The sequence below is a fragment of the Pandoraea pneumonica genome (assembly GCF_049918595.1).
Lineage (GTDB): Bacteria > Pseudomonadota > Gammaproteobacteria > Burkholderiales > Burkholderiaceae > Pandoraea > Pandoraea pneumonica_A.
Window position 1 is genome coordinate 382,950 of record NZ_JBNCRZ010000002.1, and the last position, 16,070, is coordinate 399,019.

The window sequence follows — 16,070 nt, forward strand, 5'->3', positions numbered from 1 at the left end:
GAAAAAGCGCCCGAGGGCGCTTTTTTCATATCCTGAGGCGGTGAAGCATTACTGGCCTCGTCAGCCCAATATCCCGAACTGCCAGCCGAAGAACACGCCCAACCCCACACCGATGGTGAGGAGCTGATGGCGCGTCGCGGCACAAACGGCAATCGCCGCGAGGGCTGCCACCAACTGCGGATTGCGCCACGTCAACTCCAGCCCGTTGCCGTGCGGTGCAAGCGTCATCGGCACGATGATCGCCGTGAGCACCGTGACCGGCACGAACGACAGCGCCGCGCGTAGCCATTCGGGAAAGCGCACCCGGTCGCCCAGTACGAAGATCCCCGCCTTCACGGCGAAGGTCACGACCGCCATGCCGAGAATTGCGATCACATAATTCATCGCGCACCTCCCGGCGTCGATCCCTGCGTTAGGCCATTGCCCCGGCGTCGCAGATGCAAGGTAATCATTCCGGCCACAATGCCCAGCGTGACAGCGACGAGCAGCCCCAGCTTGTATGGCAGTCCCTGACAGAGATACGCTGCGGTACCCGCCACCACCGTCGCCACGGCCCACGGCATGCGGGCCATCTGCGGCACGATAATCGCGATGAACGTTGCCACCATCGCGAAATCGAGACCGAGTGTTTGCAGTCGCGGAAAGGCGGCACCGAACAGCAACCCGGCCAACGTCCAGAGTTGCCAGTTCAAATACATCGATACGCCGGAGCCCAAGAAATACCAATGCCCCATCGGATCGTCCGGATGCTTGTGGAAATGGCTGCTCGTCACGGCAAACGTCTCGTCGGTCAGCGTGAAGCCGAGCAGGCAGCGCCAGCGCAGATTCAGGTGACGCACGTGAGGCAGCAGGTTGGCGGCGTACAGCATGTGACGCAAATTCACTATCAGCGTTGTCGCCCAGAGCACCACGTAGCCCACGCCGGTCGCAAATAGTCCGGCAGCGATGAACTGACTCGAACCGGCAAACACGGTGAGCGACATGAGCTGACCATGCCATGTGGCCATCGGCGTGGTGGCCACCAGCGCGCCGAAGATCAGACCGAAGGGCGCAGCGCCGACGATCATCGGGAAGGTGTCGCGGATGCCAGCCGTGAAGCTGGCCGCGCGGGACGGGGCGGACATGATGGTGCTGACCTCGGAAAACGCGAAATAACGGTTGCGGATGGCTGCGAGCATAACGCGGCGGCATCCGGTCTGACTTGTACGTTCTTGCGCATAGCAAACGGCCGCCCGTAGGCGGCCGTTCGATCTTACGTCTCAGCCAAAGCGTCATGGGCTTTGGCAGCGCCGCATCACGGATGCTTGAACATGTCGAGAATGCGCGCTTTCTCGCTGGCATCGACCCCGCCTGGCGACGGCGGCTGGGCGGCAGCAGGCGGCGGCGCGACAGGGGCAGGCGAGGGCGAATTGCTGCCGAAGAACGGCAGCGAGAAACCGCCGCCGCTGTTGTCGTCGATCCCGATGCTCGCCACGAAGCCGTTGCCCGGCAGCTTGTCGGTCTCGTACAACTCGCCGTTCACCACGCTCACGCCTTCAGGCATCGCCATCTGCTGCTGCGGCACGCCGTTGAGCGCTACGCCCATGTACTTCGTCCACACCGGCAGGGCCAGTTGTGCACCGAATTCGCGGCTGCCCAGCGTTTTCGGCTGATCGAAACCAAGCCACGCCACCGCCACCAGCGAATGCTGATACCCGGCAAACCAGCCGTCGAGCGCATCGTTGGTGGTACCCGTCTTGCCCGCCAAGTCGTTACGCTTGAGCACATTGGTGCCCGAGCCCGTCCCACGCTGGGCCACGCTTTGCAGCAGGCTGTTCATGATGTAAGCGTTCGGGGCCGAGATCGCGCGCGCTGCATTCACGCCCGCAATCACCGGCGTGGCTTTGTTCAGCACATTGCCGCGCGCATCGCGAATTTCGCTAATCAGATAGGGGGCTACGCGGTAGCCGCCATTCGCGAACACGGCATACGCACCTGCCAACTGCAACGGCGTCGTTTGACCGGCACCGAGCGCCATCGGCAGATACGGCGGCACCTTGTCGGCGTCGAAGCCGAAGCGCGTCGCGAAGTCTTGCGTGAACTGCGTGCCAGCGAATTGCAGCAGGCGAATCGCCACTAAATTCTTCGAGCGTTGCAGACCTTCGCGCACGGTCATCGGGCCGCTGAAGGCGTCGTCGTCATGCGGATCCCATGCCTGTCCGCCGGTTTGTGCCGGCGGCAGATTCAGCGGGCCGTCCATCACCGTCGTGGCAGGGCTCACGCCCTTTTCGACGGCGGCCGAGTACACCACCGGCTTGAACGTCGAGCCCGGCTGGCGCCATGCCTGCGTCGCCCGGTTGAACTTGCTCTGATTGAAGTCGAAGCCGCCGACGAGCGCGCGAATCGCACCGTCGTCAGGCGAGAGCGACACGAGCGAGCCCTGCACTTCCGGCAACTGCGACACACGCCACTTGCCGCGCGCGTCCTTCATCATGCGGATGATCGAGCCCGGTCGAATGCGCACTTTCTCGCTGGCCTTGGCCGAGAGGGCGGGGGCAGCAAAGCCGATGCCGTCGCCGCTGATGGTCACGGCATCGCCCGAGAGCGGAATCGCCGTGATCTGCGACGTGCTGGCCGCCACCACGACGGCGGCGACCAGATCGCCGTTGTCGGGGTGTTCGAGCAGCGCATCTTCGATCGACTGCTGACGGTCGGGCATCGGGGCGGGCAACTCGACAAAACCTTCCGGGCCACGGTACGAATGGCGGCGCTCGTAATCGAGCACGCCCATGCGCACGGCGTCATATGCGGCCTGCTGCTTCTTCGAGTCGAGCGTGGTGATGACCGTCAGGCCGCGGGTATAAGCCTCGTCCTTGTATTGGTCGTACACCGCTTGACGCACCATTTCGGCGACGTACTCGGCATGCACGTTGTATTCGTTGCCAGCCGTGCGCGTGCGAATCGGCTCGTGCAGAGCGTCTTCATACTGATTGCGCGTGATATAGCCCAGATCGAGCATGCGCTTGAGGATGTATTCCTGACGAATCTTGGCGCGCTTCGGGTTCACGATCGGGTTGTACGCCGACGGTGCCTTGGGCAGGCCGGCGAGCATGGCCGCTTCGCCCAGCGAGATGTCTTTCAGATCCTTGCCGAAATAGATGCGCGCAGCACTCGCAAAACCGTAGGCCCGCTGACCCAGATAAATCTGGTTCATGTACAGCTCGAGGATCTGGTCTTTGGAGAGTGCCGACTCGATCTTGTAGGCGAGCAGCATTTCGTAGATCTTGCGGGTCGCCGTCTTCTCTCGCGAGAGGAAGAAGTTACGCGCGACCTGCATGGTGATCGTACTGGCGCCTTGCGCGGCGCCGCGATGGATCACGTCGGACACGCCCGCACGCAGAATGCCGATGAAGTCGACGCCGCCGTGATCGTAGAAGCGGTAGTCCTCGATGGCGAGCACGGCCTTTTTCATCACGTCCGGAATCTGGTCGATGGTGACCAGGCTGCGGCGCTCTTCGCCAAACTCGCCGATCAGCACGTTATCCGACGTGTACACGCGCAGCGGCACCTTGGGCCGGTAGTCGGTAATGACGTCGAGCGGCGGCAGGTTCGGGCGCATGACAATCAGCGCATAACCGACGATCAGCGCACCGACGACGGCCAGACCAGCCAGCGCGGTGAGGATGACCGCGATCGTGCCGAAACCACGTTGACGGCCGAGCGGGCCCGATGCACGGCGGGTGCGTGGCAGGCGCGCCGGATCGACGGGAGTGGGAGAGGTAACGGACGTAGCGGATGTACGGGAAGTACTGGGCACCGGATCAGACGGCGCACGAGGCGGCAAATAATGCTTCAAGGACATACCCAACGAAAATTGCAGGATGGGAACAGGCCGGCCGGCCTAGCGCTGCGTGGATCCCCGCCGCGCGGCGAAATCGGGAAATCGGAGAAGTATGCCACGCCGGGGCGGGCATCCTCTAAAAACTGGGCGGTACTCAACGGCGGGCTTCTGTCGCCATGCGCAGCGCGAGGGCACCGAGCACCCCACCCATCAGCCAGCGCTGAATGCGCAGCCACGCGGGACGCTGCGCGAAGAACGTCGAGATGGCCCCCGCCGAGAGCGCCACGCTGCTGTTGACCAGCACGCTGAGAACGATCTGCGTGGTGCCCAGCAACAGCGACTGCGTGAGCACGCTGCCGTGTTCCGGGTGCACGAACTGCGGCAACAGCGCCAGATACAACATGGCGATCTTCGGGTTGAGCACGCTCGTGAACAGGCCCATCAGGAACAGTCGGCGATTGCTGTCACGGGGCAGTGCGCGTACTTCGAACGGCGACCGGCCACCCGGCTTGAGCGCTTGCCAGGCCAGCCAGCCCAGATACAACGCGCCGCCGAAGCGCAGCACGTCGTAGGCAAACGGCACTGCGAAGAGCAGGGCGGTAATGCCGAACGCGGCGCTGATCATGTACACGACGAAGCCGAGCGCCACACCACCCAGCGAAACCAACCCCGCGGCCGGACCCTGACACAGGGAGCGCGAGATCAGATACATCATGTTCGGCCCGGGCGTCAGGGCCATGCCCAGCGCGACAAGCGCGAAGGCTAACCAGGTAGCGATGGAAGGCATGTGGGGCGGCGAATATGCAGTCGATGGCGAAGGCACTACGGGTGGGTTAACCAGCAGGCCAAAAAGGTAAGCTGCAAGATACCACGTCAATGGCGTGCACGCCGATTGAGTCACGCCGGGGCGCCGACGGCTTGCGGGGAGGGCGTTTGCTCCCCTCCGAAGCCGTGTTCAGCCCAGCCGTTTCAGAAACACCGTCATCTCTTTTTCCGCCTGCCGGTCGCCGTGGGCTTGGGCTGAAGCGATGCCGCGCGTCCATGCGTCTCGCGCGCCCTCGATGTCGCCCGCGCCTTGTCGCGCCTTGCCCAGCAGCTTCCACGCGGCCGTGTACTTGGGATCGAACGCCACGCAATGCGTCAGGTGATCGGCCGCCACGGCGAAGTTCTGTGAATCCAAATAGGCCTTGCCCAAGCCGAACCGGAGCAACGCATTGTCTTTGCCCGCGGCCAGCAATTTCTCGAGTCCTTCGATCATGATTCGAATAAATTATGTTGATATATAAAATATGACATATCATCAGACCGGTTTTTTCGGTCTGTCGACACATTTCGTTGTTTCGATGCGCAAGACGGCCGCACAGAAGCCAGGCAAGCGTCACCGGTTGATTTGCATCAATCCGGGCGCTCGCCGACAGCTAGGCGCGTAGGCACGTAAACCCGCAGGATGCTCAAGTCCGAGCCGGGCCGCGCCGATGTCACAAGTATGACCGGCCCATCAGAGGCCGGACAGGGAGAACGGCCATCCATAGGCCACCCATGATAAAGACGGAGACGACAGCATGTTGCGTAGCTTTTCGATTAAGGCGCGCCTTGGCCTGACCATGGCGTTGTTGGCGGCATTGTTGATTCTGATGGGCGCGCTGGGCATCGCCGGTATGACACGCACGGGCGATGCGTTGCGTGAGACGTACTCAAGTCATCTCGCGGCGACGGTGGCACTAGGCAAAGACAACGCCACGCTCGCCCGCACCCGGGCCATTCTCGACCGGGTCGTGCTTCACCCCGATTCTCCCGACGTAGGCAAAGTGGTTAGCCGTGCGCAGGGCATGCTCAAGGACGCCGATGCTGCATGGGCCGCCTATCTGGCCTTACCGCGTGGCCCCGAAGAGCAACGCATGGCCGACGACGTCGCCGCGCGCCGCGCCACCTTCTTCGAAAAGGGCATGAACCCGATGATCGCGGCCATCAACGCGGGCGATCGCGTTGCCATGGACGACATCACCATGAACGCGCTGCCCAAGTACTACGCCGCGCTCACGACCGTGAGCGACGCGCTCGCAGCCTACAAGATGAAGCTCGGGCACGACACGTACGAAGCGTCGATGACCGAGCTCGCCATATTCCGCTGGGTGAGCGTTGGCGCAACGGTGCTAGGCGTGTTGCTCTCCATCGCCTGCTACTTCTCGCTGCGCGGCGCGATCATGCGTCCGCTGCACGACGCGCTGGCCCATTTCGAGGCGATCTCTGCGGGGCAGCTCGACAACCACATCGAAGTGCGCGGCAAGGACGAGATGTCGTTGCTCATGCGCGGTGTCGACGCGATGCAATCGCGTCTGGCGGGCACGATTCGCGGCGTGCGCCGCAGTTGCGATGCGATGGCTACGGCGACGGCGGAAATCGCCGCGGGCAATACAGACCTGTCGGCACGCACGGAGCAACAAGCGGCATCGCTCGAAGAGACGGCCTCGTCGATGGAAGAGCTGACGGCGACCGTGAAGCAAAACGCCGACAACGCCCGGCAAGCGAGCCAGTTGGCGGTGAATGCTTCGGATATTGCGTCGCGCGGCGGTCAGGTGGTCGCGCGCGTGGTCGACACGATGCACGGTATCTCGACGAGCTCGACGCAGGTGGTGGACATCATCAGCGTGATCGACGGCATCGCGTTCCAGACGAATATTCTGGCGCTCAATGCGGCGGTGGAAGCCGCGCGCGCAGGAGAACAAGGGCGCGGCTTCGCGGTGGTGGCGGGGGAAGTGCGCACGCTGGCGCAACGCAGCGCCACGGCAGCGCGCGAGATCAAGGCGCTGATCGAGGCCTCGGCGCAGAAGGTGGCCGATGGCTCGTCGCTGGTCGCGGAGGCAGGGCGCACGATGGACGATATCGTGCATGCGGTGCAGCGCGTGACCGACATCATGGGCGAAATCTCGGCGGCGTCCGACGAGCAGAGCGGCGGCATCGAGCAGGTGAATCAGGCTGTCACGCAAATGGACACGGTCACGCAGCAGAACGCGGCGCTGGTCGAGCAAGCGGCGGCCGCTGCGGCGTCGCTGGAAGATCAGACGAATGCGTTGCGCAGCGAGATGGCCCGCTTCCGGTTAGGCGATGAAAGTCATGCCGCCACGCACCGGCGCGCGGCATTGCACGCGGTGCAGACGTCGCCGCTGACGCTGGCAGCGTGAGCGCGTAGCGGTGCGATCGGTGTGGGCGTGAAGGGCGCGGTGAGCGCAGCGGTTCAGCGTGCGCGTAGGCGGCTTCGTGGCGGCGGCGCGCCGAACCGGGTAACATTCGGCATCTTTTGATTAGTTGAGGGTGTCGAGGTATGAAGCGAATGGCGCTGATGGCGGCAGTAGCAATCCTGGCAGGTTGCGGTCCGATCAACCAGATGTCCCGGCCCGATCCGGCCTCGGGGCGATTGCTCGATCAGGGCACGTCGGCCGATCGCTTCATGGTGCTCAACTGCATCTATCACGGCTGGAGCGAACTGGCGCCGAACGTCGACTCGACGGGGTATGCACGCGAGGGCGCCGACCGAGTGCGCGTCTATCGCGGACCGGACGCCAACGGCCAAGCGACTTACAACCCGTATGTCGACATCATGCAGGGCGGGTTCGGTGCGCGCGTGCAGTACTACGAGACGCCGGGCAGCAACCTGTCGCGCGACTACGAGAACACGGTCAAGCGCTGCATGGTGCCGTACTCGGGCAGCAACGACTGATCGACGCGCGAGCGTTCGAGCCAACAAAAAACGCGACGGGCAACCGTCGCGTTTTTGTTTTCAGCCGAGCTTTTGTGGCGATCAGCCGTGGAAGTCCTCGCGGGCTTCGACCACTTCCTTCACCACGCCTTGTCGCACGAGGAAGTCGCCGAACTTCTCGCCAGCCTCGCGTTCCTTGGCATATCGCTGGAAGAGGGGCGTGAGCTCCGCCACGATCTGATCGTCGTTCACCGACTCCTTATACAGCTTGTTGAGCCGCTGGCCGTGGAAGCCCGCGCCCAGATACAAGTTGTACTTGCCCGTCGACTTGCCCACCAGACCGATTTCTGCCAGATACGGGCGCGCGCAGCCGTTCGGGCAGCCGGTCGTGCGAATGGTGATCGGCTCGCCAGCGAGACCCGCGTCGTCGAGCACTTTCTCCAGACGCGTCACCAGTTCGGGCAGCGCGCGTTCGCTTTCTGCCAACGCCAGACCGCAGGTCGGGAAGCCCACGCAAGCCATCGAGTTGATGCGCAGCGCGCTTTGTTGCTTGCCGTCGAGCAGGCCGAATTCCTTCACCAGCGCTTCGATCTGCGGCTTGTTCGCCTCGCTCACGCGGCCGATGATCAGGTTCTGGTTGCCGGTAATTCGAATGTCGCCGTCGTGCACCTTGGCAATCTCGCGCAGGCCGGTCATCAGGCGGTAGTCGTCCCAGTCCTTCACGCGGCCATTCTGGATGAACAGCGTGAGGTGCCACAAATCGTCGGCACCCTTGAGCCAGCCGTACTGGTCGCCGTTGGTCGTGAACTTGAATTCGCGCACCGGCTCGAGATTCCAGCCCAGATAGCGGTTGAGCTCTTCCTTGAACCACTCCACGCCGCGATCGTCGATGGTGTACTTCAGACGCGCATGCTTGCGGTTGGTGCGGTCGCCGAAATCGCGCTGCACCAGCAGCACTTTCTCTGCCACGTCCACCACGCGATCGGCGGGCGTGTAGCCGATGACGCTTGCGGTGCGCGGGTACGTGGCAGCGTCGCCGTGGGTCATGCCCATGCCACCGCCCACCGTCACGTTGAAGCCTTCGAGCTCGCCGTCCTTATTCACGATGGCGATGAAGCCCAGATCGTTGGCGTAGATATCGACGTCGTTGTTCGGCGGAACCGCAATCGCGATCTTGAACTTGCGCGGCAGGTAGTGCTTGCCGTAAATCGGTTCGTGATCTTCCTTGCCCGCACCCAGACGCTTGTCGCCCAGCCAGATTTCACGATAGGCCGTGGTCTGCGGCAGCAAATGCTGGTCGATCTTCAGGCACCAGTCGAGCGCGGCTGCGTGGGCGGGCGAGAGGTGCGGGTTGTTCGACACCAGCGTATTGCGGTTCACGTCGCCGCACGCCGCAATGCTGGTCATGGCGACTTCGTCCATGCCGCGAATGAGCGGGCGAAGCTGATGCTTGAGCACGTTGTGATACTGCACGGTCTGACGCGTGGTCAGGCGAATGGTGTTGCCGCCGTACTTCTGCGCCAGATCGTCGAGCTTGAGCCACTGCTCAGGCGTGCACACGCCGCCCGGCATACGCAGCCGGATCATGAACTGGTAGGCCGGTTCGAGTTTCTGCTTCTGACGCTCGGCGCGCAGGTCGCGATCGTCCTGCATGTACGAGCCGTGGAATTTCAGGAGCTGCGCATCTTTCTCGAAGATGGCGCCGGTGAGCGGGTCGGCCAGTCCTTCGGCGATGGTGCCGCGCAGGTAGTTGGTTACGTCCTTGAGCTTTTCGACGTCATTGCGCGCCGAAACCGGCACGTCGCTTCCTGCTTGAATAATGGTCTGCGTCATGTGGGCTGCTAGTCTGCTTGTCTTGTTTGTGGGCACTGGCTACGGACGTGTGGGCGGCGTGCCGCTTAATACACGTCGCGCTGATAGCGCTTTTCGCGTTGCAGCGTCTTCACGTATTCGGCGGCGGCGTCGGCACCCAGGCCGCCATGCTCGGCCACGATGTCGATGAGCGCGGTGTTCACGTCACGGGCCATCTGGTCGGCGTCGCCGCACACATACAGGTGCGCGCCGTCTTGCAGCCACGAGTAGAGCTCCTTGCCCTGTTCGCGCATGCGGTGCTGCACGTAGACCTTGTCTTCGGTGTCGCGCGAGAACGCCAGATCGATCTTGCTCACCGCGCCGTCTTTCACATAACGCTGCCATTCGCGCTGATACAAGAAGTCGGTGCGGAAGTTGCGATCGCCGAAGAACAGCCAGTTCTTGCCCGGTGCGTCGAGCGCCTGACGCTCTTCCACAAACGCACGGAACGGAGCAATGCCGGTGCCCGGGCCGATCATGATGACCGGGGCGTTGGTGTCGCTCGGCAGCTTGAAGTTGCGGTTTGCTTCGATATAGACCGGTACCGTTTCGCCTTCGCGGGCGATATCGGCCAGATACGTCGATGCCACGCCACGGCGCGCACGGCCATGGCTGTCGTAACGCACGGCACCCACGGTGATATGCACGGCTTCCGGGTTGGCGGCGAGGCTCGAGGCAATCGAATACAGGCGCGGTTGCAACGTGCGCAGCGTGCCGACGAATTCAGCAGCCTTCACTTTGCGCGCCGGGAACTGGCGCACCACGTCGAGCACATCGCGGCCATACAGATAGTCGCGCAAGGCGGTTTCGTTACCGACGGCGAGCAATGCCTTGAGTTCGGTCGACTCGGCCAGCGCCGCGTACTTCTCAAGGAAAGCGCGCGAGAGCGTGGTGATGTCGTAGGCGCGCAGGAACGCGTCGCGCAGCGTGAGCGTGCTGTCCTGTGTGGTGGTGGTCGCTTGCGGGTCGAGGGCGAGCGTGTCGATCAGGTCGTCGACCAGCTTGTCGTCGTTCTTCACGACTACGCCCAGTGCGTCGCCCGGCTCGTACGTGAGGCCCGAGCCTTCGAGCGAGAGTTCGACGTGATGCACTTCCTTCGACGAGCCACGGCCCGAGAGCTTGATGTTCTCGAGCACCGTCGCTTCGAACGGATGCTTGCGGCTGTACTGGCTGGCGGCAGCGGCCGGAGCCACGCCACTCGCGAGGGCGGCGAGGCTGAAGCCGTCGTTACCCGCGGCGCTGCCTGCGCTTGCGGCGACCGGCGCGGCCACGCGCTTGAGGGCTTCAACGGACTCTTCGATCCAGCGCTCGGCCGGGGCGTCGTAATCGACGTCGCTGTCGACACGGTTCACCAGACGCTCGGCGCCCAGCGCGGCGAGCCGGGCGTCGAAGTCTTTACCGGCCTGGCAGAACTTCTCGTAGCTCGAATCGCCCAGACCCAGCACGGCAAAGCGCGTGCCCTGGAGCTTGGGGGCTTTCTCGCCATGCAGGAATTCGTAGAAATCGCGGGCGTCGTCGGGCGGTTCGCCCTCACCCTGCGTGGAGACGGCGACGAGCAGCAGCTTGTCGTTCTTCAGGCGCGACGCTTTATAGTCACCCATCGCGAACAGGTCGACCTTGAAGCCAGCGGCGACGGCACGTGCCTTCGCATGCTCGGCGACTTCCTGGGCGTGACCCGTCTGGGAACCGTACAGAATGGTCAGTTGCGGCGCGGTGGCGCTTGCCGCGGCAGCCGGTGCTTGCGCACCCGACTGCTTGACCGAGTGATTGATGCCCGCGAGAAAGCCGCGCACCCACGCGAGCTGTTCGGTGGAAAGGCCTTGGACCAGTTGGCTGAGCAACTGGGCCTGCTGGGCGGTGAGAGGCGTCGTCTCTTGCATATCGTTGTTGGCTCCAGGGGCCGGACCAGCGCGGAAGCCCGGGCGGGTCTGACCCGTCAAGCCACCCCCAAGATGGACCGGCAAGGGGATAGTCGACACGATATCGGTCACTGATTAGAAATTAAAATAATAAAATTTAATTCCTATATATCCAATTTCCATATAAGCATAAAGCGCAAGCCGTTTTCCAAGGAATAGGGGCGTAACCGTCCGATGCGCGATGACGGCATGTTGACGACGCATTCGAGGGGAGGTGCCGCCATATCGGGGTCGGATAGCGGCAGTCGGTCGCGGGACGTGGACGCGTCAAACGGCCGTTTGCGGCGCTGATCAGGGTGCCCGGATGCGTAATGTGCGGTAACGCCGGTCAGCCCCGTGTGACGGCTTTCCAGCCCGATGACTGCGGGGAAAACGTGCTATGCTCCTCGCCGTGATTGATCAGGTCCTTCCAAGCACCACTTGATTCACGCAATCCGCTATCCGGTCAGGCCGTGTCGCGGAAGGTTTCGTAACCCGCTATTTCTCGAGATACTCGTAGAAAAGGTGAGCGCAAAATGAGTTTGATGGAACAATTCCAAGCGAACTCGTATCTCTTCGGCGGCAATGCCCCCTACGTCGAAGAACTGTACGAGTCGTATCTTGATAATCCGGCTTCCGTGCCGGACAACTGGCGCCAGTATTTCGACGCGCTGCAAAACGTTCCCGCTGTTGATGGTTCCAACGCCAACGACGTGGCTCACGCCCCGATCGTGGAGTCGTTCGCCCAGCGCGCGAAGGCCAATGCCTTCCTGCCGCGTGCCGGCGCTACCGACATGGCCGTGGCCCGCAAGCAGGTTCACGTGCAGTCGCTCGTTGCCGCTTACCGCTTCCTGGGTGCCCGCTGGGCCAACCTCGATCCGCTTAAGCGTCAGGAACGTCCGGCCATTCCGGAACTGGAACCGGCCTTCTACGACCTGACCGAAGCCGACATGGACAGCGTGTACTCGGCAGAGAACACCTACTTCGGTTTTGAACAAGCCAGCCTGCGCGACATCCTCAAGTCGCTGCGCGACACGTACTGCGGCTCGATCGGCGCCGAGTACATGTACATCAGCGACCCGGTGCAAAAGCGCTGGTGGCAAGAGCGTCTGGAGAAGGTGCGTGCCACGCCCAACTTCACCGCTGAAAAGAAGAAGCACATTCTGGAACGCCTGACGGCCGCCGAAGGCCTCGAGCGTTACCTGCATACCAAGTTCGTCGGCCAGAAGCGCTTCTCGCTCGAAGGCGGCGAATCGTTCATCGTGGCGATGGACGAACTGGTTCACCACGCCGGTGCCAAGGGCGTGCAAGAAATCGTGATCGGCATGGCCCACCGCGGCCGTCTGAACGTGCTGGTCAACACCCTCGGCAAGATGCCGTCGGATCTGTTTGCCGAATTCGAAGGCAAGCACGTCGACGACCTGCCGGCCGGTGACGTGAAGTACCACAAGGGCTTCTCGAGCGACGTCTCGACGAGCGGTGGCCCGGTCCACCTGTCGCTGGCGTTCAACCCGTCGCACCTTGAAATCGTGAACCCGGTGGTCGAAGGTTCGGCCAAGGCCCGTATGGACCGCCGCGGCGAAGCTGACGCTGCCAGCGTGTTGCCGGTGCAAGTGCACGGCGACGCGGCCTTCGCAGGTCAGGGCGTCGTGATGGAAACGCTGAACCTCGCCCAAACGCGCGGTTACGGCACGCACGGCACGGTGCACATCGTCATCAACAACCAGATCGGCTTCACGACGTCGGACCCGCGCGATGCGCGCTCGACGACGTACTGCTCGGACGTGGTCAAGATGATCGAAGCGCCGGTGCTGCACGTGAACGGCGACGATCCGGAAGCGGTCGTGCTGGCGATGCAACTGGCCCTCGAATTCCGTCAGGAATTCAAGAAGGATGCCGTGGTCGACATCGTTTGCTACCGCAAGCTGGGTCACAACGAGCAAGACACCCCGGCTGTCACGCAGCCGCTGATGTACAAGAAGATTGCCCAACACCCGGGCACGCGCGCTTTGTACGTCGAGAAGCTGGTCACGCAAGGCGTGATCACGGCCGAAGAAGGTAACGGCTTCGTCGCCGCCTACCGCAAGGCCATGGACGACGGTCACCACACCATCGATCCGGTGCTCTCGAACTACAAGAGCAAGTACGCGGTGGACTGGGTTCCGTTCCTGAACAAGCCGTGGACCGACAAGGCCGATACGGCCGTGCCGCTGGCCGAACTCAAGCGTCTGGCTGAGCGCATCACCACGATCCCGGCAAACTTCAAGGTTCACCCGCTCGTCGAGAAGGTCATCAACGACCGTCGCAAGATGGGTCTGGGCGAGCAGCCGCTCGACTGGGGTATGGGCGAACACCTGGCTTTCGCATCGCTGGTCTCGTCGGGCTTCGCAGTGCGCCTGACCGGTCAGGATTCGGGCCGTGGCACGTTCACGCACCGTCACTCGGTGCTGCACGATCAAAACCGCGAACGTTGGAACGACGGTACGTACGTGCCGCTGCAACACGTGGCCGAAGGTCAAGCCAACTTCACGGTGATCGACTCGGTGCTGTCCGAAGAAGCCGTGCTCGGCTTCGAATACGGCTACTCGACGGCTGAGCCGAACACGATGGTGCTGTGGGAAGGCCAGTTCGGCGACTTCGCCAACGGCGCTCAAGTCGTGATCGACCAGTTCATCTCGAGCGGTGAAGTGAAGTGGGGCCGCGTGTCGGGCCTGACGATGCTGCTGCCGCACGGCTACGAAGGCCAAGGTCCGGAGCACTCGTCGGCACGTATCGAACGCTATCTGCAACTGTGCGCCGATACGAACATGCAAGTGGTCCAGCCGACCACGCCGGCTCAGATCTTCCACCTGCTGCGTCGTCAGATGATCCGCCAGCTGCGCAAGCCGCTGATCGTGTTCACGCCGAAGTCGCTGCTGCGCCACAAGGAAGCTGTGAGCGACCTGTCGGAACTCGCCAAGGGCGGCTTCCAGACGGTCATCGGCGAGACCGATGCTTCGATCGACGCGAAGAAGGTCAAGCGCGTGGTCGCCTGCTCGGGCCGCCTGTACTACGACCTGATTGCTCGCCGTCGCGAAGACAAGTCGACCGACACCGCGATCGTCCGTGTGGAACAGCTCTACCCGTTCCCGCACAAGGCGTTCGAGAACGAGCTGAAGAAGTACGAAAACCTCGCCGAAGTGGTGTGGGCCCAGGACGAGCCGCAAAACCAGGGTCCGTGGTTCTACATCGAACACCACCTGCTCGAAGCGATGAGCGCCGGTCAAAAGCTGGCTTACGCCGGCCGTCCGGCCTCGGCCTCGCCTGCGGTGGGCTACTACGCCAAGCACTACGAACAGCTCAAGCAGCTGCTCGACACGGCTTTCGGTCGCCTCAAGGGCGCGACCGTGGTGCAGTAACCGGTTAGGTCTTACAGCGGTCGTCCTCCCCCAGGGACGGCCGCTGCCGTATTTCCGAATTGAACGTTTATCGAATCCAGGATCCAGAAATGGCCATTGTTGAAGTCAAAGTCCCCCAGTTTTCCGAGTCGGTTTCCGAAGGCACGCTGCTCGACTGGAAGAAGAAAGTCGGCGAAGCATTCGCTCAGGACGAAACCATCATTGAAGTCGAGACCGACAAGGTCGTGCTCGAAGTGCCGGCCCCCGCTGCTGGCGTGCTCATCGAAGTCAGCGCCAACGCTGGCGACACGGTGACGTCGGAACAAATCATCGCCAAGATCGACACCGAAGCTAAGGCGGGCGCCGCCGCGCCGGTCGCTGCCAAGCCGGCAGAAGCCGCACCGGCCGCTGCTGCGCCGGCCGCCGCTGCTGCTACGGGTGGTGCATCGGGTGGCATCGCCAGCCCGGCCGCCGCTAAGGTGCTGGCCGAGAAGAACCTGTCGGCGACCGACGTCGCTGGCTCGGGCCGCGACGGCCGCGTGACCAAGGGCGACGCCCTGGCCGCTGGCGCCGCTAAGCCGGCGGCTGCCGCGTCGTCGATTCCGGCACCGGCACAACGCGCCGCACTGCCGTCGGTCGCTGCCGCCGTTGGCCGCGACACGTCGCTCGAAGGCCGTCCGGAACAGCGCGTGCCGATGTCGCGTCTGCGCGCCCGTATTGCCGAGCGCCTGCTGCAATCGCAACAGACCAACGCCATTCTGACCACGTTCAACGAAGTGGACATGAAGCCGGTGATGGACCTGCGCAACAAGTACAAGGACAAGTTCGAAAAGGAACACGGCGTGAAGCTGGGTTTCATGTCGTTCTTCGTCAAGGCAGCTGTGCACGCGCTCAAGAAGTACCCGGCCGTGAACGCCTCGATCGACGGTAACGACATCGTCTACCACGGCTACTTCGACATCGGTATCGCTGTCGGCTCGCCGCGTGGTCTGGTGGTGCCGATTCTGCGCAATGCCGACCAGATGAGCCTGGCCGACATCGAGAAGAAGATCGCCGAGTACGGTAAGAAGGCTGCCGACGGCAAGCTGTCGATCGAAGAAATGACCGGCGGTACGTTCTCGATCTCGAACGGCGGTGTGTTCGGCTCGATGCTGTCGACCCCGATTATCAACCCGCCGCAGTCGGCCATTCTGGGCGTGCACGCCACGAAGGAACGCGCTGTCGTGGTGAACGGCGAGATCGTCATCCGTCCGATGAACTATCTGGCCATGAGCTACGACCACCGCATCATCGACGGCCGCGAAGCCGTGCTGAGCCTCGTCGCCATGAAGGAAGCGCTGGAAGATCCGGCGCGCCTGCTGCTCGACCTGTAAGCGTTAGCGCGCACTGCGCGGTGTTTGCCCGGCGACGTTCGCGTGGCCGGCGCA

The 16,070-nt window shown here is 63.0% G+C and carries 11 protein-coding genes; 4 read left to right on the plus strand and 7 right to left on the minus strand.

The annotated features are described in order from the left end of the window. Window positions 1-60 precede the first annotated feature (60 nt). The 5 genes from ACPWR9_RS08330 to ACPWR9_RS08350 all read right to left on the minus strand — a co-directional run bounded on the left by ACPWR9_RS08330 (window position 61) and on the right by ACPWR9_RS08350 (window position 5,078). The gene (locus ACPWR9_RS08330) at window positions 61-384 is read right to left on the minus strand and encodes an AzlD domain-containing protein (RefSeq protein WP_426297395.1); all 324 of its coding nucleotides are present in this window, start codon (window positions 382-384) and stop codon (window positions 61-63) included. After that, entirely contained in the window at window positions 381-1,124 is a 744-nt protein-coding gene (locus ACPWR9_RS08335; RefSeq protein WP_426297394.1) for an AzlC family ABC transporter permease, read from the minus strand. The genes ACPWR9_RS08330 and ACPWR9_RS08335 overlap by 4 nt, the downstream gene beginning before the upstream one ends. A gap of 170 nt (window positions 1,125-1,294) precedes the next feature. After that, on the minus strand, window positions 1,295-3,841 hold the full coding sequence (locus ACPWR9_RS08340; protein ID WP_426297393.1) for a penicillin-binding protein 1A: 2,547 nt from the start codon (window positions 3,839-3,841) through the stop codon (window positions 1,295-1,297). Window positions 3,842-3,974: 133 nt separating this feature from the next. Next, complete coding sequence (locus tag ACPWR9_RS08345; RefSeq protein WP_426297392.1) at window positions 3,975-4,607, minus strand: LysE family translocator; 633 nt, start codon at window positions 4,605-4,607, stop codon at window positions 3,975-3,977. Window positions 4,608-4,775: 168 nt separating this feature from the next. Beyond that, entirely contained in the window at window positions 4,776-5,078 is a 303-nt protein-coding gene (locus tag ACPWR9_RS08350; protein WP_426297391.1) for a hypothetical protein, read from the minus strand. Window positions 5,079-5,382: 304 nt separating this feature from the next. Between ACPWR9_RS08350 and ACPWR9_RS08355 the strand changes: the two genes are divergently transcribed. Together ACPWR9_RS08355 and ACPWR9_RS08360 are read left to right on the plus strand one after the other, a co-directional pair. After that, complete coding sequence (locus ACPWR9_RS08355) at window positions 5,383-7,002, plus strand: methyl-accepting chemotaxis protein (protein ID WP_426297390.1); 1,620 nt, start codon at window positions 5,383-5,385, stop codon at window positions 7,000-7,002. Between the two features lie 158 nt (window positions 7,003-7,160). Next, window positions 7,161-7,538 carry a hypothetical protein gene (locus tag ACPWR9_RS08360; protein WP_426297389.1) on the plus strand — a complete coding sequence of 126 codons (378 nt, stop codon included), beginning with the start codon at window positions 7,161-7,163 and terminating at the stop codon, window positions 7,536-7,538. An 81-nt stretch (window positions 7,539-7,619) separates the two neighbouring features. Here the strand turns inward: ACPWR9_RS08360 and ACPWR9_RS08365 are convergent, their stop codons facing one another. Together ACPWR9_RS08365 and ACPWR9_RS08370 are read right to left on the minus strand one after the other, a co-directional pair. Beyond that, complete coding sequence (locus tag ACPWR9_RS08365; RefSeq protein ID WP_426297388.1) at window positions 7,620-9,350, minus strand: NADPH-dependent assimilatory sulfite reductase hemoprotein subunit; 1,731 nt, start codon at window positions 9,348-9,350, stop codon at window positions 7,620-7,622. Between the two features lie 65 nt (window positions 9,351-9,415). After that, window positions 9,416-11,248: an assimilatory sulfite reductase (NADPH) flavoprotein subunit gene (locus ACPWR9_RS08370; protein WP_426297387.1), complete on the minus strand. Its 1,833-nt coding sequence runs from the start codon at window positions 11,246-11,248 to the stop codon at window positions 9,416-9,418. A 554-nt stretch (window positions 11,249-11,802) separates the two neighbouring features. Between ACPWR9_RS08370 and ACPWR9_RS08375 the strand changes: the two genes are divergently transcribed. Next, entirely contained in the window at window positions 11,803-14,664 is a 2,862-nt protein-coding gene (locus ACPWR9_RS08375) for a 2-oxoglutarate dehydrogenase E1 component (protein WP_426297386.1), read from the plus strand. 89 nt (window positions 14,665-14,753) lie between these two features. Further along, window positions 14,754-16,016 carry a 2-oxoglutarate dehydrogenase complex dihydrolipoyllysine-residue succinyltransferase gene (gene odhB, locus ACPWR9_RS08380; RefSeq protein ID WP_426297385.1) on the plus strand — a complete coding sequence of 421 codons (1,263 nt, stop codon included), beginning with the start codon at window positions 14,754-14,756 and terminating at the stop codon, window positions 16,014-16,016. Window positions 16,017-16,070 lie beyond the last annotated feature (54 nt).

Coding starts and splice junctions, on each gene's coding strand:
- ACPWR9_RS08335 (WP_426297394.1), bottom strand. CDS start 1,124: ATGTCCGCCCCGTCCCGCGCGGCCAGCTTCACGGCTGGCATCCGCGAC.
- odhB (WP_426297385.1), top strand. CDS start 14,754: ATGGCCATTGTTGAAGTCAAAGTCCCCCAGTTTTCCGAGTCGGTTTCC.
- ACPWR9_RS08365 (WP_426297388.1), bottom strand. CDS start 9,350: ATGACGCAGACCATTATTCAAGCAGGAAGCGACGTGCCGGTTTCGGCG.
- ACPWR9_RS08370 (WP_426297387.1), bottom strand. CDS start 11,248: ATGCAAGAGACGACGCCTCTCACCGCCCAGCAGGCCCAGTTGCTCAGC.
- ACPWR9_RS08360 (WP_426297389.1), top strand. CDS start 7,161: ATGGCGGCAGTAGCAATCCTGGCAGGTTGCGGTCCGATCAACCAGATG.
- ACPWR9_RS08330 (WP_426297395.1), bottom strand. CDS start 384: ATGAATTATGTGATCGCAATTCTCGGCATGGCGGTCGTGACCTTCGCC.
- ACPWR9_RS08355 (WP_426297390.1), top strand. CDS start 5,383: ATGTTGCGTAGCTTTTCGATTAAGGCGCGCCTTGGCCTGACCATGGCG.
- ACPWR9_RS08345 (WP_426297392.1), bottom strand. CDS start 4,607: ATGCCTTCCATCGCTACCTGGTTAGCCTTCGCGCTTGTCGCGCTGGGC.
- ACPWR9_RS08375 (WP_426297386.1), top strand. CDS start 11,803: ATGAGTTTGATGGAACAATTCCAAGCGAACTCGTATCTCTTCGGCGGC.
- ACPWR9_RS08340 (WP_426297393.1), bottom strand. CDS start 3,841: ATGTCCTTGAAGCATTATTTGCCGCCTCGTGCGCCGTCTGATCCGGTG.
- ACPWR9_RS08350 (WP_426297391.1), bottom strand. CDS start 5,078: ATGATCGAAGGACTCGAGAAATTGCTGGCCGCGGGCAAAGACAATGCG.